The sequence below is a fragment of the Pseudoalteromonas sp. SG45-3 genome, assembly GCF_014164075.1.
Classification (GTDB): domain Bacteria; phylum Pseudomonadota; class Gammaproteobacteria; order Enterobacterales; family Alteromonadaceae; genus Pseudoalteromonas; species Pseudoalteromonas distincta.
Genome location: NZ_JACJEN010000004.1, coordinates 218893 through 242984, shown reverse-complemented (window position 1 = coordinate 242984; position 24092 = coordinate 218893). Strand labels below are relative to the sequence as shown.

The 24092-nt window shown below is 39.3% G+C and carries 27 protein-coding genes; 11 read left to right on the top strand and 16 right to left on the bottom strand.

Translation table 11 applies throughout. The annotated features are described in order from the left end of the window. Position 1 precedes the first annotated feature (1 nt). Together H5126_RS07235 and H5126_RS07230 are read left to right on the top strand one after the other, a co-directional pair. Entirely contained in the window at positions 2-988 is a 987-nt protein-coding gene (locus tag H5126_RS07235; RefSeq protein WP_024603343.1) for a DUF2333 family protein, read from the top strand. Between the two features lie 3 nt (positions 989-991). Next, a complete protein-coding gene (locus tag H5126_RS07230) occupies positions 992-1759 on the top strand; it encodes a TIGR04219 family outer membrane beta-barrel protein (protein WP_182719899.1) in 768 nt (255 codons plus the stop codon). Positions 1760-1792: 33 nt separating this feature from the next. On the opposite strand, the gene H5126_RS07225 is transcribed toward H5126_RS07230, so the two are convergent. Further along, the gene (locus H5126_RS07225) at positions 1793-2680 is read right to left on the bottom strand and encodes a TIGR03899 family protein (protein WP_182719898.1); all 888 of its coding nucleotides are present in this window, start codon (positions 2678-2680) and stop codon (positions 1793-1795) included. Continuing rightward, positions 2649-3230, bottom strand: a complete 582-nt coding sequence (locus H5126_RS07220; protein WP_024606362.1) for an SRPBCC family protein — start codon at positions 3228-3230, stop codon at positions 2649-2651. Before H5126_RS07220 ends, H5126_RS07225 begins: the two co-directional genes overlap by 32 nt. 111 nt (positions 3231-3341) lie before the next feature. Here H5126_RS07220 and H5126_RS07215 point away from each other — a divergent pair, with 111 nt between their 5' ends. After that, the gene (locus tag H5126_RS07215) at positions 3342-5531 is read left to right on the top strand and encodes an EAL domain-containing protein (RefSeq protein ID WP_182719897.1); all 2190 of its coding nucleotides are present in this window, start codon (positions 3342-3344) and stop codon (positions 5529-5531) included. A 131-nt stretch (positions 5532-5662) separates the two neighbouring features. Then, entirely contained in the window at positions 5663-7840 is a 2178-nt protein-coding gene (locus tag H5126_RS07210) for a YgiQ family radical SAM protein (RefSeq protein WP_182719896.1), read from the top strand. Positions 7841-8007: 167 nt separating this feature from the next. Here the strand turns inward: H5126_RS07210 and H5126_RS07205 are convergent, their stop codons facing one another. The 13 genes from H5126_RS07205 to H5126_RS07145 all read right to left on the bottom strand — a co-directional run bounded on the left by H5126_RS07205 (position 8008) and on the right by H5126_RS07145 (position 17930). Then, on the bottom strand, positions 8008-8415 hold the full coding sequence (locus tag H5126_RS07205) for a protein disulfide oxidoreductase (protein ID WP_259395015.1): 408 nt from the start codon (positions 8413-8415) through the stop codon (positions 8008-8010). A gap of 202 nt (positions 8416-8617) precedes the next feature. Next, positions 8618-9976: a magnesium transporter gene (gene mgtE / locus H5126_RS07200; RefSeq protein ID WP_002957935.1), complete on the bottom strand. Its 1359-nt coding sequence runs from the start codon at positions 9974-9976 to the stop codon at positions 8618-8620. Between the two features lie 131 nt (positions 9977-10107). After that, positions 10108-10380: an HPr family phosphocarrier protein gene (locus tag H5126_RS07195; RefSeq protein ID WP_182719894.1), complete on the bottom strand. Its 273-nt coding sequence runs from the start codon at positions 10378-10380 to the stop codon at positions 10108-10110. 42 nt (positions 10381-10422) lie between these two features. Beyond that, entirely contained in the window at positions 10423-11268 is an 846-nt protein-coding gene (rapZ, locus tag H5126_RS07190) for an RNase adapter RapZ (protein ID WP_002957938.1), read from the bottom strand. Positions 11269-11286: 18 nt separating this feature from the next. After that, positions 11287-11739: a PTS IIA-like nitrogen regulatory protein PtsN gene (gene ptsN, locus H5126_RS07185; protein ID WP_024595797.1), complete on the bottom strand. Its 453-nt coding sequence runs from the start codon at positions 11737-11739 to the stop codon at positions 11287-11289. Positions 11740-11743: 4 nt separating this feature from the next. Further along, positions 11744-12031 (bottom strand): ribosome hibernation promoting factor, encoded by a 288-nt coding sequence (gene hpf / locus H5126_RS07180; protein WP_007580301.1) that lies wholly within the window; start codon positions 12029-12031, stop codon positions 11744-11746. Positions 12032-12057: 26 nt separating this feature from the next. After that, positions 12058-13557 (bottom strand): RNA polymerase factor sigma-54, encoded by a 1500-nt coding sequence (locus H5126_RS07175; protein ID WP_002957941.1) that lies wholly within the window; start codon positions 13555-13557, stop codon positions 12058-12060. A 69-nt stretch (positions 13558-13626) separates the two neighbouring features. Then, the gene (gene lptB / locus H5126_RS07170; protein ID WP_002957942.1) at positions 13627-14352 is read right to left on the bottom strand and encodes an LPS export ABC transporter ATP-binding protein; all 726 of its coding nucleotides are present in this window, start codon (positions 14350-14352) and stop codon (positions 13627-13629) included. Then, positions 14349-14894: a lipopolysaccharide transport periplasmic protein LptA gene (lptA, locus tag H5126_RS07165; RefSeq protein WP_182715713.1), complete on the bottom strand. Its 546-nt coding sequence runs from the start codon at positions 14892-14894 to the stop codon at positions 14349-14351. The genes lptB and lptA overlap by 4 nt, the downstream gene beginning before the upstream one ends. Next, on the bottom strand, positions 14884-15438 hold the full coding sequence (gene lptC, locus H5126_RS07160) for an LPS export ABC transporter periplasmic protein LptC (protein ID WP_002957944.1): 555 nt from the start codon (positions 15436-15438) through the stop codon (positions 14884-14886). The genes lptA and lptC overlap by 11 nt, the downstream gene beginning before the upstream one ends. Beyond that, entirely contained in the window at positions 15435-15986 is a 552-nt protein-coding gene (kdsC, locus tag H5126_RS07155; protein ID WP_007580311.1) for a 3-deoxy-manno-octulosonate-8-phosphatase KdsC, read from the bottom strand. Before kdsC ends, lptC begins: the two co-directional genes overlap by 4 nt. Beyond that, on the bottom strand, positions 15987-16958 hold the full coding sequence (locus tag H5126_RS07150) for a KpsF/GutQ family sugar-phosphate isomerase (RefSeq protein ID WP_182719925.1): 972 nt from the start codon (positions 16956-16958) through the stop codon (positions 15987-15989). Between the two features lie 3 nt (positions 16959-16961). After that, complete coding sequence (locus tag H5126_RS07145) at positions 16962-17930, bottom strand: calcium/sodium antiporter (protein ID WP_002957947.1); 969 nt, start codon at positions 17928-17930, stop codon at positions 16962-16964. Between the two features lie 255 nt (positions 17931-18185). Between H5126_RS07145 and H5126_RS07140 the strand changes: the two genes are divergently transcribed. Genes H5126_RS07140 through murA form a run of 7 tightly spaced genes read left to right on the top strand, consistent with a single transcriptional unit; the run spans position 18186 to position 22850 of the window. After that, the gene (locus tag H5126_RS07140; protein WP_080945050.1) at positions 18186-19001 is read left to right on the top strand and encodes an ATP-binding cassette domain-containing protein; all 816 of its coding nucleotides are present in this window, start codon (positions 18186-18188) and stop codon (positions 18999-19001) included. Then, positions 19001-19780, top strand: coding sequence for a lipid asymmetry maintenance ABC transporter permease subunit MlaE (gene mlaE / locus H5126_RS07135; RefSeq protein WP_002957949.1), 780 nt, complete (start codon positions 19001-19003; stop codon positions 19778-19780). The genes H5126_RS07140 and mlaE overlap by 1 nt, the downstream gene beginning before the upstream one ends. Before the next feature lie 13 nt (positions 19781-19793). Then, positions 19794-20342 (top strand): outer membrane lipid asymmetry maintenance protein MlaD, encoded by a 549-nt coding sequence (gene mlaD, locus H5126_RS07130; protein WP_002957950.1) that lies wholly within the window; start codon positions 19794-19796, stop codon positions 20340-20342. 5 nt (positions 20343-20347) lie between these two features. Further along, positions 20348-21028, top strand: a complete 681-nt coding sequence (locus H5126_RS07125) for a phospholipid-binding protein MlaC (protein ID WP_039485391.1) — start codon at positions 20348-20350, stop codon at positions 21026-21028. Further along, positions 21021-21314, top strand: a complete 294-nt coding sequence (locus H5126_RS07120; protein ID WP_002957952.1) for a lipid asymmetry maintenance protein MlaB — start codon at positions 21021-21023, stop codon at positions 21312-21314. Before H5126_RS07125 ends, H5126_RS07120 begins: the two co-directional genes overlap by 8 nt. A 5-nt stretch (positions 21315-21319) precedes the next feature. After that, on the top strand, positions 21320-21577 hold the full coding sequence (locus tag H5126_RS07115; protein ID WP_002957953.1) for a BolA family protein: 258 nt from the start codon (positions 21320-21322) through the stop codon (positions 21575-21577). A 13-nt stretch (positions 21578-21590) separates the two neighbouring features. Then, positions 21591-22850: a UDP-N-acetylglucosamine 1-carboxyvinyltransferase gene (gene murA, locus H5126_RS07110; protein ID WP_002957954.1), complete on the top strand. Its 1260-nt coding sequence runs from the start codon at positions 21591-21593 to the stop codon at positions 22848-22850. 86 nt (positions 22851-22936) lie between these two features. Here murA and H5126_RS07105 read toward each other — a convergent pair whose 3' ends face one another. Then, positions 22937-24019, bottom strand: a complete 1083-nt coding sequence (locus H5126_RS07105; protein ID WP_024595792.1) for a trypsin-like peptidase domain-containing protein — start codon at positions 24017-24019, stop codon at positions 22937-22939. Between the last annotated feature and the right edge of the window lie 73 nt (positions 24020-24092).

Sequence of the window (24092 nt, the reverse complement as noted above, 5' to 3'; positions counted from 1 at the left end):
CATGTCGCAACATAAAGGAAAAATAGCAGGAATAATTGTTTTACTGCTTATCATTTTTTACGCAATTGCTGTTTATTGGAGCACAGAACCTTCACGTTTTGACGTTGTTGCAAACGCGAAAGAGCAAGCGCAGCTTCGTAATGAAAAAATAGTAACGGGTTATGTAACTACTTCTACATTAATTACGGTAGCCAATACCTTACTAGATAAACCGGGTGGCTACTTATCAAATGATGTAATACCACCAAGTATTATTATGGATGATATGCCAGCGTGGGAATATGGCGCACTAGAAATGGTACGTGATTTATCGCTTTCTATGCGAAAAGATTTTAGCCGTTCTCAATCACAATCAACGGAACATGAAGCCCTTAAAAAGGCGCAGCCGCAGTTTAATATAAGCTCTGAGGCATGGGCATGGCCAAGTGCCGAAGGTGAGTACCAAAAAGGTATTGACTACTTAATGGTATATCGTGGACAAATTGCTAATGAGCATGAGCGCGATAGCCAATTTTACGCACGAGCAGATAACTTACGTAGTTGGCTTAAAGAAGCTGAAAAACGTTTAGGTAGTTTAAGCCAACGTTTAAGTGCCAGTGTAGGCCAAGAAAAAGTGAACACCGATTTAGCGGGTAATTCATCTAATAAACAAGCAACTCTTGCGCCACTGCAGCAGCAAGTAAGAACACCATGGTTAGAAATCGACGATGTGTTTTACGAGTCGCGCGGTGCAACTTGGGCATTACTGCATTTTTTACAAGCGATAGAGTATGATTTTAATGACGTACTTGAAAAGAAAAATGCACGTGTAAGCTTACAACAAATCATACGTGAACTTGAGGCGACTCAAGAAACAGTATGGAGCCCACTTATTTTAAACGGCAATGGTTTTGGCTATGTGGCAAACCATTCTTTAGTTATGGCAAATTATATTTCTAGAGCCAATGCGGCTTTAATCGAACTCAGCGAACTACTAGCTCAAGGATAAAAAATGAAAAAGTATTGTTTAGCAGCAGCCCTTTCAATGGCATGTTTAGCACCAGCAGCGCAAGCTGACACTCTACTAGGTTTATACGTAGGTGTTGATGGGTGGAAGTCAGATAACGATGGTCAATTTTCTTATAAAGATAAAGCATCTCAAGGTTTTGATTTTGAGGATGAAACATTTGTTAGCTATTACGCAGCACTTGAGCACCCAGTGCCGCTAGTTCCAAACATTAAGCTAAAATATACAGAACTTGAACTTGATGGTGATGCGGTTATTGGTGATACGTTTAGCTTTAATGGCAGTACCTTCGATACAAACAGAAAAGTAAATACTGTTAGTGATTTATCGCACATTGATTATATTCTTTATTATGAAATCTTCGATAACGATTTAATCTCAATTGACTTAGGTTTAAATGTTAAGCAATTCGACGGTGAAATTACAGTAAGCTATGATCCTGAAGAAGAGCTTTCTCAAACTGAAACCAAAGACTTCTCTGGTTTTGTTCCTCTTGCATATGGCCGTGCCGAAGCAGGCTTACCATTTACTGGTTTAAGTGTATTTTTTGAAGGTAGCTTTTTGGCTATTGACGATAGCAAAGTACAAGATTACCAAGTAGGCGTAGCGTGGGAACTTATTGATAACCTAGCAGTAGATGTTGCTGTTAAAGCCGGTTACCGCTCTATGGTATTAGAACTTGATGATGTAGATGATATTACTACTGATATTGATGCATCTGGCCCATTTGCGGGTATTCAGGTTCACTTTTAATTAGTATTTTCTAATTAAACAAAGCGTGGCATATTATTTTATTGCGTGCCACGCTAAATCAAACTCTCCCTCCAGCGCATTATTAATTAACTGCTTATAAATTTTATTTACAGGAAAATTAATGAGTTTAGATAACTCATCACCTGTTTGCGTGAATTTATAATAGCTCAATACCAAATCACTACTTTTTGCTTTTAACGTTACTTTTTGCGATAAAAATGAAAGGGTAAGTTCTTGTCCCGCTTTAAGCACTGCAGATTCAATTTCTTTTCTATACAGTAAATTAAGATCCATAAGTGTTAAAATATCAGGAAAACTAATACCTGTTTTTCCTAAATTTAGAGACACTTTATTGCCTTTTCGTAGCAAATCAAACAATGACGGTTTTTTGTAAAAGCCGAGTAAAATAAAGTGGCTGTCGTCTTTTTCGTTATAGCCTGAGAGCGATACACATTTTTGCAAAGAGTCAGCTTCTCGCTGTGTCATATGCTTTAACGTTTGCAGGCTTTTAATTGAAAACGTACCAGGGTTGAGTGTTTCTCCCGTTAAAATTTTGGCCCATAAAGTTTGCATTGACGCATTTGAAGTATCTTCGCACAGTGCGATAAAATGCTCTACCCAGTCAGCATCAGGTTGTTTAGTACTTGCTACATCGGGGCAAAACCCCATAGCCATTGCTAAAATTGACTCTATATTTTGTTGTTGTTTTATTAGTAGTAAATCTTGGCGCTTTTGGGCACGAGCTAAAACAGAGTTTTCACTGTTGATATGATAAAGCGGCTTAACTTGGCCTTTAATATCGTAACTTTGTTCGGAGGTAGGCAGTATTCCGTTACTGCCTATTTTTGTTATAGGGTAACCAAGTAAGGATTCGATAATGTTAGCAAGGTTAATTCTCGCTTGTGCTGTCTTGACTGTCATGGCTGTGCATTGTCCTTTGTGAATGACTAAGCTGAGCAACAGTTTTAAGGTTATTTAACCCCATTGAAACTGTATTACGGAGCACATATTCGCTCAAAATTGCGGTGTAACCCGATATTAAAGGGGCGGTTGTTTGTCCGTTAATCTTACATATTAAAGTGACGATACCGTTTTGCTCACTAAAATTAAAAGTCCCCCTAATAATATGCTCAGCATTTAAAAGTATATTAAAGCTGACCTTATTTTGATTCACCGAAGTTATGATCATTTCACCATACCCCCATTTTCCTTTCCAAGACTGATGAGCCCCTAGGCCAGAGCTAGGTTCGCCCAAGGTAAAACGTATACTTGGGTCTACTTTTTCCCATGGAGACCATTTTTGCCATTGATTAAAGTCAGTAATAAGCGGTTTTACTGCGTCAATATTTGCATTGATTTCTATTGTTTTATTTACACTATAACTTTGAGGAAGTATTAGCCCTACCAGTACTAATACCAATAGCAATAACAGTACGCCTTTGATCAATATTTTTAATGGTTTAATAAGCACACCTTTTATTAGTTTTTTGAGTTGAAATACAACAACTTTTTATTAATCGACTATAGTATGAATTAGATTATAAACCAAAAATAATTTATAAATTGCTACCTAGGAGAGCGAATGTCGTCAGATCAAAACGATTTTTTATTTTTTGAACAAGACTATGAAGATGATGCAGTAATTGAGCCGACTAAGTTTTGGGATATTTTAATTGTTGATGACGAACCTGAGATCCACTCTGTAACAAAGTTAGCTTTGTCTGGGGTTGAGTTTTTGGGGGCAGGCTTGCGATTTCATGATGCCTATTCGGGAGCTGAAGCAATAGAGATTTTAGCTGAAAATAACGATATTTCAGTTATTTTTTTAGACGTTATTATGGAAACTGACGATGCTGGCTTGCAGGTTGTAAAAAGGGTGCGTGACGAATTAAATAATCAACATGTGAGAATTATTTTAAGAACAGGGCAAGCTGGTAATATACCAGAAGAAAAAGTAATACGTGAATACGATATAAATGATTATAAAACTAAAACAGAACTCACTCGCTCTAAATTAGTAACATCGCTCATAACCGCTATTCGCTCTTACGAGCAGGTATGCCAGCTTGAATATCAAAGTGATGCAATGAACACGATTGTTTCTGCATCAAAGTCTATTTTAGGGCTTACTGATATTAAGCAACTATGCAAAGAAATCATCAAGCACATGAGTATTATTTTAAAGTGTTCACCTCGAGGGCTTGTGTGCAGCAAATTAGACGGCGATGACTTTATTCAAGTATTAGGTGGTTGTGGGCATTACGAAGACTACTTTGGTGAAAAATTAATTAATGTTGATAGCAAAGTATTTAAACAAGTTGAGTTGTGTTTTGATTTATCAAAGCATCAACATACAGACTCAAGTGCAACATTTGTATTAAAAAGTAAGCATAGAAAAGCGGCTTTATATATAGAATGTGACCATGTTCCTTTGCAAGCACAATTGCAGTTTGCTGAAATCTTCTTAACAAATGTGAGTGTTGCCCTCGATAATATAAGGCTGTTTGTAAAGTTAAGAGATGCAGCTTATAAAGATGTGCTTACAGGTATTTCAAATCGTACCAATTTTATTGAACGGGTAGAGCGTTATCAAAAGCCGCACGTGAATGATTATGTATTTGTACTACTTGATATAGTTAATTTTGCAGATATTAATAATGGCTTAGGGCAAGAGGTCGGCAATAAAGTATTAATTGGCATTGTGCAAAGGTTAAAAGAAAACTACCCAACAGCTAAGTTACTATCTCGTATTGGTGCTGATGTTTTTGGTTTTATTATTCGCCGTGATGAACTCGACTTAAAAAAATTGAATGAGCAGTTAGGTGTTCCATTTTGCGCAGAAGAGCATACATTGCCTATCGATTTTAGATTGGGTTTATGCCAACAGCAAGACTTTCAAAGTAGCGGGATTGATACACTTAAAGTTGCTTATATTGCACTTGACCAAGCTAAAAAAGCAAAGCATAAAGAAGGCGTTTATTACAATATCGACATGCAAGATAAAATGGCTTGGCGCATAGGAATTATTAGACAATTACGCCATGATTTTGCTCGAAACAAGTTAGAGGTATGGTATCAACCTCAACTTTCATTAGGAGACTTGTCTTTAATTGGGTGTGAGGCATTACTTAGGTGGCCCACCGGTAATGGGTCGTATATATCGCCAGCGGTATTTGTTCCACTTGCAGAAGATGCGGGCTTGATTGTTGATATAGGGCAGTGGGTTTTAGAGCAAGCTTGCCAACAACAAAAGCGCCTAGAAAATATGGGTACCGAAATTTGTATTGCGGTTAATGTGTCTGTTCCGCAGTTTAAAGTAAAAGGTTATGCTCAAAACGTTAAAAATACATTATTAAAATATGGTGTTAAGCCAAAAAACATAGAGTTAGAAGTCACAGAAAGCGTAGTAATGGATGAACTCGAAACTGTTATTAATACACTTAGAGAGCTTCAAGAGTTAGGGATTGAGGTTGCTATTGATGACTTTGGGACTGGCTTTTCATCGCTTAGTTATATACAAAGTTTACCCTTGGATAGGTTGAAAATAGATCGTGCATTTATTAAGGATCTGCCAAATGATGACACTGGCGCTATTGCTGCCTTAGTTATTTCTCTTGGTGCTAAGTTGGGTTTAAAAACGATTGCTGAAGGCGTTGAAACACAAGAACAAGCTCAGTTCTTAAAAAACTTAGGCTGTGATGAGGTACAAGGTTTTATGTATGCTAAACCCATGCCTGAGCATGAATTGATAGAATTTATAAATAAACGCTAAAAAAGATTAACTTATTATTTAAGCTAATGAACGATTTAGAATTTAAAGCGCGATATGCTTTGACTACTTTGTATATATAAAGAATTTAGTAGGGTATAATTCGCGCCTTTTGTTATTCTACGGCCACAATTATGAGCACACTCAAAGCTAAGCGCGCCTTATTTTCATACCCGAAATACTGGGCTGAATGTTATGGCACCGCGCCATTTTTACCAACTACACGTGAAGAAATGGATGCACTTGGCTGGGATAGCTGCGACATAATAATAATTAGTGGCGATGCGTATGTTGACCATCCTAGTTTTGGTATGGCTGTAATTGGCCGTGTACTTGAAGCGCAAGGCTTTAGAGTGGGGATTATTGCCCAACCTGCATGGGACTCTAAAGATACATTTATGGAGCTCGGCAGACCGAATTTATTTTTTGGTGTAACAGCCGGCAACATGGATTCGATGATCAACCGCTATACAGCGGAAAAACGCATGCGCCACGATGATGCTTACACGCCTAATAACGTTGGCGGTAAGCGCCCAGATCGCGCCGTGATGATTTACTCGCAAAAATGCCGTGAAGCATACAAAGGTATCCCAATTGTTATTGGCGGTATTGAAGCCAGCCTTCGCCGTATTGCTCATTACGACTATTGGCAGGAAAAAGTACGTCGTAGTATTTTATTTGATGCAAAAGCCGATATTTTAATTTACGGTAACGCAGAGCGCCCGCTAGTTGAAGTTGCACACCGTATTGCGGCGGGTGAAACGATGGATACGATTCAGGATATTCGCGGCACGGCTGTTATTCGAAAAGAGCCTCTACCTGGTTGGCGTGGCAGTGATTCTACCGCTATTGATAAAATTGGTAAAATAGACCCTATTCCAAACCCATATGGCGCGGATGATGTTGGCTGTAGTAAATCTGAATTTAAACAAGCGGGTATTGATTTAAAAGCAGAAGCGGCAAAACCAATCATGGTTCAGCCTGCACGTCCTAAGCCGTGGGAAAAAACCTATGTTAAGTTACCTGCTTATGAGCAAGTAAGTGTTAACAAACCTTTATATGCCCATGCCTCGCGAATTTTACATCAAGAAACAAACCCTGGTTGTGCAAGAGCGCTTTACCAACGACATGGCGATCGCTCTATTTGGGTAAACCCGCCAGCATATCCATTAGAAACACATGAGATGGATGCTGTATTTGGTTTGCCGTATCAGCGTATTCCTCACCCAAGTTATGGTGATGCTAAAATACCTGCTTACGATATGATTAAAACGTCAGTTAATATTATGCGTGGCTGTTTTGGTGGTTGTTCGTTTTGCTCAATTACAGAGCATGAAGGGCGCATTATTCAAAGTCGTTCGCAAGAATCTATTATTGAAGAAATTGAACAAATTAGAGATAAAGTTCCCGGCTTTACTGGTGTTATTTCTGATTTAGGTGGCCCAACGGCGAATATGTATAAGCTGCGCTGTACGAGCAAAAAGGCCGAGAGTACCTGTAGACGCTTATCATGTGTGTATCCAGATATTTGTAAACACATGGATACAGATCATACGCCAACAATAGATTTGTATAAAAAAGCACGTGAAGTTAAGGGTATTAAAAAGGTATTGATTGCTTCAGGTGTACGTTACGATTTAGCTGTACGCGACCCGCGTTACGTTAAAGAATTAGTAACGCACCATGTAGGCGGTTACTTAAAAATAGCGCCAGAGCATACAGAGGATGGTCCATTATCAAAAATGATGAAACCAGGTATGGGAGCGTACGATCAATTTAAAGAACTATTTGATAAGTACTCTAAAGAAGCCGGTAAAAAGCAGTATTTAATTCCTTACTTTATATCTGCTCACCCAGGTACAAAAGATGAAGACATGGTAAACATGGCTTTATGGCTTAAATCAAACGACTTTAAGCTTGATCAGGTACAAAATTTTTACCCATCACCTATGGCTAATGCGACGACTATTTACCATACAGAGATGAACTCTTTACGTAATATAAAAAACAACTCAGAAGTTGTTCCAGTACCTAAAGGCGCACGCCAACGTAGATTACATAAAGCTATTTTACGCTACCACGATGCAGCTGGTTGGCCAATGATACGTGAAGCTCTACGTAAAATGGGTAAAGCTAATTTAATTGGTAAAGGGCCTAACTGTTTAGTGCCAGAAGAAGGGCGCGATGAAAAATCAGGTAAAGGTGGTAAAAAAGGTGGGCGTCCGGCACTAACGCGACATACTGGTTTTAGCCAATTTAAAAAGGCAAACACTAAGCCAAAAGTGGGCGGTAATCGTCAAAGCACACGTTAGTAATTTTATTTGCTAATAGATAAGGCTAATTGCGGTACGCGTTTTTTAGCTTTTGTATACGTAAATTAAGTCAGCTTTGCTCTTTATTATCTATATTATTGTAGGTGATAAAGAGTGAGGTTTTAGAGCCCCTCTCTTTAGATATCCTGTGCTAAGTTTAGCTTTTTTTAAAGCATTGATGATAACCACAAACGCAATTTAAGTGACCATAACGGCTGAATGCCGGTGAGTCCTTGCGTCATTTTATTATCTTTTAAGATTATATAAGATGGCGTGACTTGTCCCTGCCAATCGGAAAATATCTCCCCGTGTTGATCGTTAACAGTACTGAAGCTGTAGCCTTGCTCATTTAAATAATCATGCAGCTCTTGATCAGAGCCTGATTTTATCGCGATGCTCACGACGGGGTATTTATTCTCGTTTGCGAGTTCGTTTATGGCAGGGGAGGTAATACTACAAATAGGACACCAAGTTCCCCAAAAATACACAAGCGTGGGTTTATCTTGGCTCATTGCTGCTAAATTAATGTTTTGCCCTTCATAGTCGATTAATTGTAATTGAGGATTTGCTGGCATGACAGGTTGCCGCCACCAATTGACGGCGGTATAAATGACGAAAAATATAGAGCTATATACCAGTACACTTTTTAATATGGATACGCTTTTTTGTTTTAGCGTTTTTTTAGGTATGTCATTTTTATGTTTGGTATCCGTTGCCATAGCTACTGATTTACCCTAACTATTTTTGCTGTAGTTTTTTACATTTAAAGCGTTTAATTTATATCAGCAACCATGTAGCAGTACCTAAAAAGGCGAATATACCAACAATATCAGTCACTGTGGTTAGCACCACACTCCCTGCAAGAGCAGGGTCTATATTCATTCTTTTAAGAATTATTGGAATACTTGCACCAGCAACACCTGCCACCACTAAGTTCATAAACATAGCGAAGGCGAGTACGCCACCAAGCATAAAGTCCCACTGCCATAGCGCAATAACACCCGCAATTAATAGTGACCACAAAATACCGTTTAGCGCGCCAATGGCCAGTTCTTTCATCATCAAGAAACGTTGGTTTGTTTGGTTTATATGACCTACTGCAATACCACGGATAACAAGCGTTAATGATTGGCTACCAGCAACACCACCCATAGAAGGGACAATACCGTTAAGCACAGCCAAAATAGGGAGCACATCTAAAGTGCCTTCAAAAAAGCTAGCTACAAAAGCAGCTGCAAGTGCGGTTAGTAAGTTAACTCCTAGCCAAACTGAGCGTTTTTTAGAGCTTTTTAGTACTGGCGCGAATGTATCCTCTTCATCATCAAGACCGGCTAGGCTTAATAAGCTATGCTCGGCATCTTCTCGGATTACATCAACGATGTCATCGATAGTAACACGACCGAGGAGTTGGTCGTTATCGTCCACCACTGGGGCCGATATCCAATTATGACGCTCAAATAATTGCGCTACTTCACTTTCATCCATTGAGATTGGGATAGACTCACAATCTTCATCCATTAAATCGCGGACAATTTTTTCTGGCGGATTAGTTAATAATGTACTCAGCGATAAAGCGCCTATAAAGCAGTTATGTTTATCAACAACATATAAATCATCTGTACCCTCTGGTAACTCACCACGCAGTCTAATATAACGAAGTACAACATCGAGTGTTACATCAGGGCGAATGGTCACCGTATCGGTGTTCATTAGCGCACCTGCTGAACGCTCTTGATATGACAGTGCTTGCGTGGCACGTTCACGGTCTTGAATGTCCATCGCGCTAACAACGTCTTTATAGACGGTATCTGGCAGGCTACGTAATACTTCACCTAAGTCATCGTGGCCCATGTCTTCAGTTGCGGCGGCAATGTGCTTAGGTTCCATTTGGGCAATAATGCCTAAACGAACATCTTCAGATAATTCTTCAAGAACATCACCCTGCACATCAGGATCGACCAATTGCCAAAGCAGTCGGCGAATTTTATGCGGTGATGATTCTAATAATAATGCGGTATCACAAGGAGCCGTTTTTGCGAGCATGCGCCTAACTTGAACAAATTGACCACTATTGAGTGACTTCGTCACCTGCTTTAGTTGCTGTAGTGGATAATCTTGTTCAAAAGCTTCTGGCATTGGCGTCCTTTATAAATTGTTATATTACTTTATGGGGGGAGGTGAGTTAACTGGCGTTACTAACCTATTTATTTTATATATCTGTTTTAATTGAAGCACTAGTAATGCGAATATTGTTTTTATAAAACAGATTATTCTTGTTCATTAAAGCGTTGTGCTATTAATACTCCAACAGCGTGTAAAGCTTGCTCAGAATCAGGGCCTTTACAAACAACTTTAACTTCTTTTCCTTGGCTACTTTCAAGTAACATTAATGCAAGTACGCTATCGCCTGCTGCTTCTTTGTCATCTTGGAATAATGTGATTGTCGCATCAAATTGTACTGCTAATTGCGCAAGCACAGTAGCTGCTCTGGCGTGTAAGCCTAATTTGTTTTTTATTAAAAAGGTATCTTCACAATGCATAACTTACTCTACCTAAGCTGAACAGGTGATTATTCAGCTATATTATTTTTCTTGCTCGCGATGGCGAATTTTTACATTGGGATGTGTCATTGCAAAACTTTCACCGATAGTTTGCGCTAAATACACAGAGCGATGTTGCCCGCCTGTACACCCAATAGCAATGGTTAAATAACTGCGGTTATTTCTTTCTAAATGCGGTAACCACGTTTGTACAAATGTTTGAATTTGCCATGTGAATTTTTGCACTATGCTGTGATTAGCTAAATAGTCTTTAACCGGTTGATCTAACCCATTTAAAGGCTTCAACTCTGGTTCCCAGTGTGGATTTGGTAAAAAGCGTGCATCAAATACGTAGTCTGCTTCTTTTGGTATACCGTGTTTAAAACCAAATGATTCAAATGTGACAATCAGTTGCTTATCTTTTTTACCTAAAATCTTTTCACGAATAGATTCAGCGAGTTGATGAACACTTAAATCAGTCGTATCTATCATAAAGTCGGCGCGAGTGGTTAATACATCAAGTAATTCTTTTTCTTTTTTGATGGCTAAATCAAGCGGCAACGAGTCTATTGATAGTGGGTGTAATCTGCGTGTTTCTGAAAAGCGTTTGATCAATGTCTGATCGTCGCTATCTAAATAAAACAACGTAGGGTTTGCAAAGCCAGGTAAGTATTCAAGAATATCGTTAAATTCATCTTGTTCTTTAGGGATGTTGCGCACATCAATGCTAACAGCAATTTTATCGTAGCTATCAGACACACTGCGAACTAATGAAGGTAGTAGGTTTACTGGAATATTATCTACGCAATAATAACCTAAATCTTCTACAACGCGCAAAGCAACCGACTTTCCAGAACCAGAACGGCCGCTTATGATAATTAACTCCATTTAACACCCTTTATAAAACTATGATTGATCGACAATAACTTGGTAAAGCTCAGTATCAGATTTTGCACTGCGTAACTGTTTACAAAAATCTTTGTTGTTTAGTTTATCAGCAATGGTTGCTAGAGTCTTTAAGTGCTGCTGGTTATCGCCATCTGGTACGATGAGTGCGACAAAAATATCAACAGGGCGATTATCGATTGCATCAAAGTTTATTGGAGTTTCGCTAACGAGCACTAAAGCCAAAGGCTCTTCTGCACCGCTCATTCTTCCATGAGGAATAGCAATGCCACGCCCTATACCTGTACTACCTAATTTCTCTCTGCTCATTAAAGCATTAAGAATATCTTGTTGCGGTAAATACGGAAGTTTGTCGTGAGCAAGTTCGCTAATGAACTCTAAAATTCTTTTTTTGCTATTAAAAAGGACCGCAGCTTTGCTGCAGTCCTGGCATATAAGTGAACTTAATTTCATCATATTAGTGTCGAGCAAGCTTCTCTTTGTGTTTGATTACTTGGCGATCGAGCTTGTCGATCAACGAGTCAATAGCGGCATACATATCTTGATGTTCTGTAGAGGCAAATAGCTCAGCACCGCTTACGTGTATTGTGGCTTCTGCTTTTTGATTTAATTTTTCTACATCGAGAATGACATGAACATTATTAATATGATCAGAGTGTCTTTCAAGCTTCGCAAATTTAGTATTAATATAGTCTCTTAGTGAATCGGTTAATTCTACGTGACGACCAGTTAAGTTTAGTTGCATAAGCATTACCCTCTTAGTTTAGCGTCTTAAATCAGACTTTTACGCTGATTTGACGGTGGAATAGCAAGAGATTCGCGGTATTTTGCGATTGTACGTCTCGCTACTTTAATTCCTTGCTCAGCCAATATATCCGCTATTTTGCTATCACTCAATGGTTTTGCTGAGTTTTCTGCTGCGATTAATTTTCGGATAAGCGCACGTATTGCTGTAGATGAACATTCACCACCGTTTTCAGTACTTACATGGCTTGAGAAAAAATATTTAAGCTCAAATATACCACGGGGTGTATGCATGTACTTTTGAGTAGTAACACGCGAAATTGTCGATTCGTGCATTTCTACCATTTCAGCCACATCATTTAAAACCATTGGTTTCATGGCTTCAGGGCCATGTTCAAAAAAGCCTTGTTGTTGCTTAACAATACAATTAGTAACTTTTAATAGCGTGTCGTTTCTACTTTCTAAGCTTTTAATAAACCATTTAGCTTCTTGTAAATGTGAGCGAATAAACTGGCTGTCGCCACTTGATTTTACAGTGCGAGACATTGCTGCGTATTGGCTATTAACACGAATTTTAGGCATGCTATCTGGGTTTAATTCGACAACCCAGCGGCCTTTAATTTTTTTAACTGACACATCAGGAATAACATACTCAGATTCTTCCCTTACAATAGTATCTGCAGGTTTTGGGTTGAGAGTATGTATTAGTGTCATTACTTCTTTAAGCTCTTCTTCTTTGAGCTTAGTTTTTTTCATTAATGTACGATAGTCGCGAGCTGCTAATAGATCAATATGCTCGGTTAAAATCATTTTCGTTTCATTAATATAAGGTGTTTCTTTATCAAATTGATTAAGCTGAATACACAAACACTCTTGTAAACTACGTGCAGCAATACCAACAGGATCAAACAGTTGGATGCGTTTTAATACCGCTTCAATTTCATCAAGTTCGACTTCGTTATCATCTTCGTTTTCTTGATTAAAGCTTTCTAAAATCTCTTCGCAGCTTAGTGTTAAAATACCTGAATCATCGACAGCTTCTACAATAGCAATAGCAATAGCTTCGTCTGTAGGGCTAAATGGCGTTAGTTGTAATTGCCACATTAAATACTCATGGAGCGTTTCAGTAGAGGCGCCTTGGTATATTGATTCGTCTTCGGGCATTGGACCTGATGAGGCTGCAGGAGCGGCACTCATGTACTCATCCCAACTAACATCCATAGCCATGTCGTCACTTAGCGTGTCTTTTGCAAGTGCTTCACCAGTATCTTGTTCATATTCGCTCGGAGCATCATCAGCAGATGCGCTAACAGTTATGTCATCGGTATCAGCTTTTTGCTCGTTTTTACCAGCAGCGTCTTCGGAATAGTCTGCCTCTTCAACCTCTAATAGTGGATTACTGTCGAGAGCTTCTTGTATTTCTTGCTGGAGATCCAATGTACTGAGTTGCAACAAACGAATAGCTTGTTGCAACTGTGGAGTCATTGTAAGTTGCTGGCCCATGCGCAGCTGTAGTGATTGCCTCATGTATCTCTAACAATCCTTTTATGTTGTTATAATTAATACTAGCAGATGCTTAAAGACATGGCGTAAATGTTACAGCCTAAATTGCTCGCCTAAGTAAACATCGCGTACTGTTTTATCATTTAATACGTGTTCTGGAGTACCTGATGCAATCAGCTCCCCATGAGAAACAATGTAGGCTTTTTCACAAACATCAAGGGTCTCTCTTACGTTATGGTCGGTAATTAATACACCAATCCCACGATTTTTAAGATGTTCTATTATTTTCTTTATATCTAATACCGAAATAGGGTCAACACCGGCAAACGGTTCATCCAGTAATATAAATTTAGGATCTGCTGCCAGCGCTCGTGCTATTTCTACACGACGACGTTCTCCACCCGATAATGCCATACCTTGGCTATCACGAATGTGTTGTATGCTAAATTCATCTAATAAGTTATTGAGCGTGTCTTCTCTGGCTTGTTTATTTAGTTCTTTGCGTGTTTCTAAAATGGCCATTAAGTTTTGATAAACAGTCAGCTTTCTAAAAATCGATGACTCTTGTGGTAAGTAGCCTATGCCTAATCTAGCACGACTATGCATAGGTAAAAGAGTAATATCGTTATCATCAATAGATATTTTACCTTTGTCGCTAGGAACAAGCCCTACAATCATATAAAAAGTCGTTGTTTTACCAGCACCGTTAGGGCCAAGTAAGCCAACTATACTGCCAGCTTGTACTTCAAGGCCGACGTTTTTTACAACTTCACGACCTTTATAGCTTTTTGCCAATAGTTCTGCTTTTAATGTGCTCATGGTTGACCTTTATCGCCTTTTTTACTTTTTTTAGCTTCGATCGGTACTAAAATTGTGTGAACGCGGTCAGTTGAGTTTTCATCTTTTTCGGCACTGATGAGCTGCTGCTCTATGTCGTAGGTAATGCTTTTAGCATTTATTTTTTGTCCGGCTTGCGAAACTTGTGCATTACCAACAAGCGTTAAAAAACGCTTAGATACATCATAACGTACTTCGTCAGCACTGGCGCTCATAGTCGTGCCGTCTGATTGCTTTTCTTCAAAGTGCGCAGGGCTACCTGTGGCAATTAATAATTGTTTATTATCACCAAGTTCATCACGTTTGTGTACTTCTAGGCGATCGGCTGTAATGCGGCGATTACCGTGAATAATCTCAACGTTTTTCTCAAAAATACCCACATTAGCTTTCAATTGACCTTCTTGCTTGTCGGCACTTATTGAAATTTGATTGGCAGCAGGTTGCGTGTTTTGCTCTGCAGCACTACTATTAAACGCTAGTATAAGTGTAGGAATTATAAGTGATTTTAATATTTTATTGGTCATAATATATGGTTCGCGTATGGTTAATTAGTTTTATCACTTCGGTTTTCAAGTCGGCTTCTAGGCCTTTACCGGTGATTTTTAAATTGGGTCCAGTGATAATGACGGGTTGCTCCGAACGCATTGTTAATAACTTTATATCAACCTGAATATTATCAGCATTGATTTTGTCTATCATGGCGTTATCGGTTAAATTTTTGGCAACCACATTACCTTCTAAAATTAATTGTTTATCTTCATATAATGTTGCTTCGTCTGCATTTATTTGCCACGTTTGTTGCTCGTTATATAAAGTAAAAATGGGTTTTTCAAAAAACGTGAAACCTAATTGCTGGTATAGCTCCATTTTAGCCGCAGTGACTTTGTGGCTAATTTTACCTTGCTCATCATAGGCTGTCTGTTTGAGCTCAATAGCTATGTAATCAGGCTTAGCAACAACTTCAGGCTCAGCCTGAGGCACAATATTTGTTTGTGTAAAATAAGGGTACCAAAGCCAAACCATACAGCTAATGAATAAAACGCTTAATATTATGCGCGCTGCATTCATGAACTAGTGCCTTGTGTAGTCAATGCTTTACCATTTTCAAGCATGAGCAAATCGGTGAGTTCTCTCACAGCGCCAAAACCACCAGGCATTTGCGTTACATAATGTGACAAACGCTTAATAAGAGGGTGGGCATCATTTACTGCAACGGCAAAGCCTACTAACTCCATAACAGGCATGTCAGGACCGTCATCACCAATATAAGCAATTTGTTCATCGCTAAGGTTGAGTTTATCTTTTAATTCTTGATAGGCAATGAGCTTATTTTCTTGGCCTTGATAAATATGCTGTACGGTTAAGCTGCTCATACGTTGTTGTACTATCTGTGAATGACGACCAGTAATAACAGCTACTTCAAAGCCACTGTTTATAAGTGCTTTAATGCCAAAACCATCTTTTGTATTAAATGCTTTTAGCTCTTCACCTTGATTGCCAAGGTAAATACGGCCATCAGAAAATACACCATCAATATCGCATATAAGTAGTTTTACTTTTTTAGCGCGTGCTTTTGCATCATCGCTCAGCGGTTGATAGAGTTCTTCAAATTGCATTTATAACACTCCTGCTTTTAATAGGTCTTGCATATTTAATGCGCCAATAGGTTGGTTTTTCTCATTGACGACGATTAGGCCATTTATACGTTTACGTTCCATAATATTGAGCGCTTCAGCGGCTAAAATATCTTGTGTAGCTGTAGTGCATGACTTAGTCATAACAACATCTATTTGTGTTGTATGAATATCAATTCTTTGTTCTAAAATGCGACGTAAGTCACCATCGGTAAATAACCCTACGAGTTGCTGATTTTCATCAACAATGGCTGTCATACCTAATCCTTTAGCTGACATTTCTATTAGAGCATCTTTAACTGTTTGTGAAACATCAATAATAGGTGTATTTGCGCCGCTGTGCATAACATCTTTTAAAGTAAGTAATAAGCGCTTGCCTAAACTACCACCTGGGTGAGATAGCGCGAAGTCATCAGCTGTAAAGCCGCGAGCTTCTAATAATGCAACTGCCATGGCATCGCCCATCGCAAGCGTTGCAGTGGTACTTGATGTAGGGGCTAGACCCAATGAACAAGCTTCTTTTTCTACTTTAATGCACACATGTACATTAGCAAGGGTTGCCATGGTTGATTGTGTATTGCCAGTCATCGCTATCATTTTGGCACCAAGTCGTTTTAAAACCGGAATGATATTTAAAACTTCGCTGGTTTCCCCTGAATTAGAAATAAGCATAACCACGTCATTTTTAGTGATCATACCTAAATCACCATGACTTGCTTCACCAGGGTGAACAAAAAACGCTGGGCTGCCAGTACTTGCAAGGGTTGCCGCTATTTTATTGCCAATATGGCCTGATTTTCCCATGCCAATGACAATAATACGGCCTTCACAGTCGTACATTAATTTGCACGCGTTATGAAAATTTTCATCTACATATTGTGCAATATCACTAAGTGCTTGGCGCTCAACATCTAAAACGCGAAGGCCTTGTTCAATAAAGTTTAGCGTTGCCATCATTTACCCTACTTGACTAAAAATATACCCTTGGTAACCCAAAAACGCTATTAGCAATAAGCCGCCTTCTACCCTATTGATACGCTGGGTGCCTCTAAAGTTCAATGACATAATAATAAGAGCAAGTGTTGCACCAATCATAATTAATATATCTCGGCTTACTAACGATGGATCAATTGCTGAAGGATTAATAATACCTGCTAGAGGTAATACAGCTAAAATATTAAATATGTTTGAGCCAACAATATTACCTAGTGCTAAATCATCTTCATTTTTAAGTACACCTGCAACCGAGGCGGCAAGTTCAGGCAAGCTAGTACCAATGGCAATAATTGTTAAACCAATGACTAAGTCGCTTAAGCCGAAGTATTTAGCAATATCAACAGCTGAGCCGATTAAAAAATGAGAACTAACCGGCAGGAGTATCATGCCAACAATTAACCAAAATACCGCTTTTTTAGTAGGTACATCGTTTGGTACATCGTCGCAGGCTTCTGAGACAAATGGGTCATCTTGGTTTTTTGCACGCATAGATACAATGATTAACCCACCGATGAATACGATAAAGCCAACTAAAAGCGCAACACCTTCACTAAATGAAAAGTAGTTATCTGAGAACACATACCAAGTAGCTAAAGATACGAGCATCACTAATGGCATTTCACGTTTTAACGTACTAGATGAAACTGAAAGAGGGCGAAATAGAGCAGTGATACCTAACACAAGTAAAATGTTTGTAATATTAGAGCCAACAGCATTGCCAACGGCTGTGTCGGTTTTGTTAGCCAGAGCGGCAGAGGCTGAAACCATCATTTCAGGGGCTGAAGAGCCCATGGCTACAACGGTCAAACCAACAATAAGTGTAGGTACACCAAAGTTTTTAGCAAGAGCCGCAGCCCCATAAACAAACCTATCGGCACTCCAAACAAGAGCTGCAAAACCAAGAATTAAAATAACAAACGAGGTAACCATTGTGTTAAGCCAGTTATACAAAATACGGATGGCGCGAATAGTAACAAAAGCCAAGATGAAAGTATAAATAAAAGAGTAAGGTCAACTAGGTAACAATGTTGCTTTTAAACAGCTAATTTAAAAATTTAAGCCGGGGTTAAGCTGTTTTGAGCGAGTCTTATAATCCTTTTCATGGGTGTATTACAAAATCTTACGAATTGTTTTTTCCATCTTTGACAAAAAAGCTTTAAAATAGGGGCACTAGTGAACATTTTTATGGAGAGCGACTTGTCGCAATCAATAGTAGAAGTCAAGGATGTTAGCTTTTCGAGAGGCAATAGAACCATATATAAAAATATGAGTTTTAGCGTTCCTAAAGGTAAAATTACTGCGATTATGGGGCCAAGCGGAATTGGCAAAACCACTATGTTGCGTTTAATTGGTGGTCAGCTTAAACCAGATTCAGGTGATATTTTATTTGAAGGTGGCAGCATTCCTAAAATGTCTCGTAAAGAGTTATACGAAGCACGTACTAAAATGAGTATGCTTTTTCAAAGTGGTGCGTTGTTTACTGATATGTCGGTATTTGACAATATCGCGTTCCCTATAAGAGAGCACACAAAGCTAAGTGAAGACCTGATTCGATTAGTTGTGTTAATGAAACTGCAAGCGGTTGGACTACGTGGCGCTAAAGATTTAATGCCATCTGAGTTATCCGGCGGTATGGCAAGGCGTGCTGCACTTGCACGCGCTATAGCACTTGATCCAGAGCTAATCATGTACGATGAACCATTTGCAGGGCAAGATCCTATTTCGATGGGCGTATTGGTTAAGCTAATTAAGTCGCTCAACGAAGTATTAGGTTTATCGTCTTTAATCGTGACGCACGATGTAACAGAGGTAATGAGTATTGCCGAACACGTTATAATTATCGCCGATCAAGGGGTAATTGGTTCTGGTACTCCAGATGAAATGCGTAATCATGAATCTCCTTTAGTTCAACAGTTTTTAAAAGGCTTGTCGGATGGTCCTGTACCATTTCATTTTCCGGCTCAGGCTTATGCAGACGAACTACTTGGAGAAAAAGCATAATGTTGGATTTATTTCAAAAGCTAGGACATAAAACGCTAGGACGCTTTGCGGCCCTTGGTCGTTCTGCTTATATGCTGTTTAGTGCATTAGCGCATGTTCCTAATTTTAAAAAAGGCACACCGTTACTTGTTCGCCAGCTTTATATGGTTGGTTCGCAATCGTTACTCATTATTATGGTGTCGGGTTTGTTTATCGGTATGGTGTTGGCTTTACAAGGTTACACCGTATTGGTTGGTTATGGCGCTGAGGATAGTTTAGGGCCGTTAGTGGCACTGAGCTTATTGCGAGAACTAGGCCCGGTTGTTACTGCATTATTATTTGCAGGACGCGCAGGTAGCGCTTTGACAGCTGAAATTGGCTTAATGAAAGCAACAGAGCAACTTTCATCACTTGAGATGATGGCAATCGATCCGCTAAAACGTATTATTGCACCGCGCTTTTGGGCGGGTTTTATAAGCATGCCATTGCTTGCATTGATATTTTCAGCTGTAGCAATTATAGGCGCTCATTTAGTGGGGGTAGATTGGCTGGGGGTTGATACTGGTAGTTTTTGGTCAATCATGCAATCGCAAGTGTCGTTTCAGCAAGACATACTAAACGGTATTATTAAAAGCTTTGTATTTGCCATAGTGGTGACCTGGATTGCGCTTTATAAAGGATATGACTGTGTGCCGACCTCAGAAGGGATCAGCAAAGCAACCACCGAAACGGTTGTTCATTCGTCATTAGCAGTTTTAGGTTTTGACTTTATTTTGACAGCGGTAATGTTTACCAGCTAATAGGGTATAGATAATGAATTCACGGAAATTAGAAATTTTAGTTGGTTTTTTTGTAGCACTTGGCATTTTAGCTTTTGCGATGCTTGCACTTAAAGTTGCCAATTCAGGTATTAGTGGCTCTGGCGAAACATATACGCTTAATGCCAAGTTTGAAAACATCGGCTCGTTAAAAGCGCGTGCGCCAGTAAAAGTAGGTGGTGTTGTAATTGGCCGTGTTGAATCAATTTATGTTCACCCACAAGAGTTTTTACCAGTCGTTAATATGACCATTGACGCACAGTACTTATGTCGTTTTTCAGACACAAGCTCAATCTCTATTTTAACGTCGGGTATTTTAGGTGAGCAGTACTTAGGTATTCACCCTGTAATTTCTCCAGATTCTGCTAAGCAACGTTGTTTAGGCGAAACAGTGACAGAAAACAAGCAAGATGAAGCAATTGACGATTTATTTGGTGTGGAAAGTAAAGCACTAGGTGATGGCGATTCAATCACTGATACTAAGTCTGCCATTGTACTTGAAGAATTAATCGGGCAGTTTTTATTCAACCAAGGTAGTGAGTAATTATTATGTTGAAAAAGTTTTTAGCTATTGTAGCAATTGGCACAATGACGCTAACTCAAAGCGTAAGTGCAGCAGATGTGAAATTAGTCGATCCTAATAAAATGGTACGCCAAGTTGCCGATAATACATTTGCGCGCATTAAAAAAGATCAGCCATTAATTGTTAAAGATCAGGAATACCTTCGCGTAATAGTCGAAGAAGAATTAATGCCTTATATCGACTATAAATATGCAGCACTTCGTGTACTTGGCAGTGAAGTATCTAAAGTTCGTGCAATTACCGACGAGGCTGAAAAGGCCAAAGCAATTAAAGAAATTCAACGCTTTATTGGTGTATTTAGAGAGTACTTAGTTGCTACTTATGCAGGTGTATTTACTCAATACACAAATCAGAAAGTTGAGTTTGGTGCAGAGCAAGCGTTTAAAGGTAAAGACGTCGTTGTTGTTAAGACTAAAATTATTGAAGACGGTAAACCTGATATCAGAATCGATTTTAAAGTACGCGAAGACCGCGACGGTGAATGGCGCGCGTACGATATGATTGCCGAAGGTATTAGTTTACTGGATGCAAAGCAAAGCGAGCTGCAAGGTATTTTGCGTCAGCAAGGTATTGATAATGTAAGTAACCTTTTAGAGCAAAAGAGTCAGCTACCAGTTCAGTTTAGAGGCAGTAACTCGAATGACTAAATTGGCAATAAGCCAAGTTGATGGACAACATTTTGGAGTAAGCGGTGAGCTTACTCGAAATTCAATTGGCGATGAACAGCTTCTGAACAATAAGTTATTAACTAAGCATAAAATCATCTATTTCGACCTAAGTGGAGTATCAAGGGTTGACACAGCTGGCTTAGCTTGGTTAATTCACTCTTTTGCAGAATTAAAGCAGCAAGGCATTCGCCTTGAATTGCAAAACCTACCTGAGCAATTGCAAAATTTAATGCAATTGGGTCAGGTTACAACCCTATTTGAGTGAGAGTTATGGAAACTAGCCAAGTCGAAACATTATTACGCGAAGAACTTCAATTAGCTGAAGTACATGTAAAAGCCAATGGTAGTCATTATGAAGTTGTTGCAGTAGGCGAATGCTTTGACGGTTTAAGCCGAGTTAAAAAGCAGCAGCTAGTTTATGGTCCATTAATGAATACAATTTCAGATGGGACAATTCACGCAGTATCTATTCGTGCATTTACTCCTGTAGAGTGGAAGCGTGAACAAAAATTCATTTTACCGCAATAACTAGGGCCTCCTAATGGATCAATTTGTAATTCAAGGTGGCACTTCACTTGCTGGTGAAGTGACTATTTCGGGCGCTAAAAATGCCGCACTTCCTATCTTATTTGCTTCACTATTAGCTGATGGTAAAAGTATATTTACTAATGTACCGCGTCTTCGCGACATAGTGACCACTGAAGCCTTATTAAAAACTTTAGGTGCAGATGTTAATTGGCAGGGCGATACGCTAGTAATTGACGGTGCAACGGTTAATAAAACATTAGCGCCTTACGACTTAGTAAAGCAAATGCGCGCCTCTGTGCTTGCATTAGGCCCTCTAGTTGCACGTTTTGGTGAGGCTCAAGTGTCTTTACCTGGTGGGTGCGCTATTGGTGCTCGCCCTGTTGATATCCATATTCAAGGTTTGGAGCGCATGGGCGCACAAATAAACGTTGAAAATGGTTATATTAATGCCAAGGTTAATGGTCGCTTAAAAGGCGCTGAAATTTTTATGGAAATGGTAAGTGTAGGCGCTACCGAAAACCTATTAATGGCAGCGGCCCTCGCTGATGGTAAAACCATACTTGATAATGCGGCACGCGAGCCTGAAATAATTGATTTAGCTAACTGCCTAATTGCTATGGGCGCTAAAATCACAGGTGCAGGTACTAGCCGCATTGAAGTTGAAGGCGTTGAGCGTTTAGCTGGCTGTGAACACAGTATTTTACCTGACCGAATTGAAACTGGGACGTTTTTAGTCGCAGCAGCAATGGCTGGCGGTGAAGTACTTTGTAAAAATACAGACTTTCATTCTCTTGAGCCTGTGATTGAAAAGCTACGTGCTACGAATGCGCACCTAGAAGTACATAACGATAGTATTTATCTTGATATGCGCGGCCGAGAACTTAAAGCCGTGAATATTAAAACAGCTCCACACCCAGGTTTTCCTACGGATATGCAAGCTCAGTTTACAGCATTGAATGTAGTAGCAAATGGTAGTGCAACGATCACAGAAACGATTTTTGAAAACCGTTTTATGCATGTACCAGAGTTGCAGCGTATGGGCGCTAATATTCGTTTAGAAGGGCATACCGCAATTTGTGGTGAGACTGAAAGCTTAACGGGTGCGCAAGTGATGGCAACCGATTTACGCGCTTCAGCTAGCTTAATTTTAACGGGTATAGTGGCACAGGGTGAAACGGTTGTTGACCGTATTTATCACGTTGATAGAGGCTATCAGCGCATTGAAGATAAGCTAAGTGCGTTGGGTGCAAACATTAAACGTAGAAGTAGCTAAGTAGATAACTAGTTAAGCTATTTAAAAAAGGTCGGATACGCAAATTGCTATCCGACCTTTTTATTGACGATTGGTATTACTCTTTTTTAAAGCTTTGTTTCAAGCTCAGCTACCACCACCATGATTTTTTCTATTTTGCCATCTCTGTATAGCTCAAATTCTATTTCTTTACCGGGCTCCGTATTACCTATTTTTTCAAGCACTTTTTGTGGGTTTGCTACCGAAAGCCCTGCAATTTTAATGACGATATCTTGCTCTTCAATGCCTGCTTGCCATGCTGGCCCCAAAGGGTCTAAATTAGTAATACGCATGCCGGTAACCGGCGTTAGGCTGTCGTTTACTTCTTTACCCGTACTATCTACTGCTGTGCCTTCAAAGCCTAAATAGCCGCGCACAACCCGACCGTGACGAATGAGTTTACCCATCACTTTTTTAGCAAGTGAGTAAGGAACCGCGAAAAATATTCCTTGAATATTCAAGTTCTCACGCGTTTTAAATTGTGCAGAAGTAATGCCGACTAAATCACCATTGGAGTTAACTAATGCGCCGCCGGAGTTGCCCACGTTAATAGCTGCATCCATTTGCAATAAGTTATTGTAAGGGCTATCTGTAATTTTTTGCTTACCCGTTGCACTAATAATGCCTTGAGTGATTGTTTGCCCTAAGTTAAGCGGGTTGCCTATAGCAAGTACAACATCGCCTACATTTGATACATAGCTATCGTTTACGGGAATCACTGGGAGGTGATCTGCATTGATTTTAAGTAAGGCTAAATCAGTAATAGTATCAAAACCAATGAGTTGCACATCAAAAAAGCGTCGGCCATCGGTTAAGATAACCATAATTTGGTCTGCATTATTAACAACATGATAGTTAGTAAGAATATAACCGTCTTGCGACATAATGACGCCAGAGCCTAGCTCTTGTACCGTGTTTTTTCTTTTATAACGAGGTTCTTTGGAAATGCTTTCTGAAAAAATAGTAACTACAGAAGGAGCTGCTCGTTTAACTGCATCAGAAAAACTTAGGTGACTCGCACTCATCGCGCTTGGAAGGGGAACATTAGGAAGTAAGGCGGCTCGCATATTAGGGCTGAAAAAAACCACTAAAAAAGCAATACTTAGACCTGCAAATAAAGGGGGAAGAATAAATTTTATTAATTTCAGCACAGTTTTCTTATTATGTAAGTGAGCAATCTCTTTATGATGACATAAAAAAAATAACAGCGGCAAGTGCCACTGT